Genomic DNA, 864 nt, shown 5'->3' on the forward strand with positions numbered 1-864 from the left:
GGCACCGATCGCCGGGGCGGCCGTGGCGGCGCCGGCCGAGGCCTCGCCGGGCCGCATCACCTACACCCTGGCCGAGCCGGTGACGCTGCCGGCCGGCAGCACCGCCAACCTGCCCTTCCTGGATGCCAGCATCCCGGCCGAGCGGGTCTGGTGGGTGCAGGACCGCCAGGCGCGGCACCCGCTGCAGGCGGCGCTGCTGGCGAACCGCAGCGGGCAGACCCTGCCGGATGGCATCGTCACCGTCTATGGCGCGGACGGCCCCTGGCTGGGCGATGCCGAGCTGCGCGCCCTGCCGCCGGGGGAGGAGCGGCTGCTCGGCTTCGGCCGCGACCGCGATGTCGAGATCAGCAGCGCCGAGCACCAGGAGACGCGCCTGCGCGGCGTGGCGCTGCGCCCCGGCCAGGTGGTGCTGCGGACGCTGCGGCGGGAGGAGGTGGCCTTCGCCATCGACCCGCGCGGCGCGCGCGGCCGGCTGCTGATCGACCTGCCGCGCCGTGGCGGCGCCGAGCCGCGCTTCGCCGTGGCGGCGGAGGGGGCCTTCGGCCTGCGCCACAGCGTGGCGCTGAGCGGGGAGAAAACCGAGCTGCGCCTGCCCTTCGAGCGCGAGGCGCAGCAGAGCGTGCCGCTCTGGGATCCCGGCCTTGGCGACCCGCTGCTGCTGGATTGGCGCCGGCTGGAGCAGCTTCCCTCGGTGCGCCGCCTGCCCGGCGGGCCCGGCACGCTGGAGACGCTGCGCGAGCTGCTGCAGCGCCTGCCGGCCGAGGCCGAGGGCCGCGCCGCCTTCGCCGAGCTGGTCGGGCGCATGGCCGAGGCGCGCCGGCTGCTGGAGGCCTTCGAGGCCGAGTGGCGCGCCCACGCCGCGGC

The 864-nt window shown here is 78.0% G+C and carries 1 pseudogene; it reads left to right on the forward strand.

The features are described 5' to 3' along the window. Positions 1-864 (forward strand): annotated as a pseudogene (locus HMPREF0731_RS22055) (DUF4139 domain-containing protein); the annotation flags it as partial.

The organism is Pseudoroseomonas cervicalis ATCC 49957, from assembly GCF_000164635.1.
Lineage (GTDB): Bacteria > Pseudomonadota > Alphaproteobacteria > Acetobacterales > Acetobacteraceae > Pseudoroseomonas > Pseudoroseomonas cervicalis.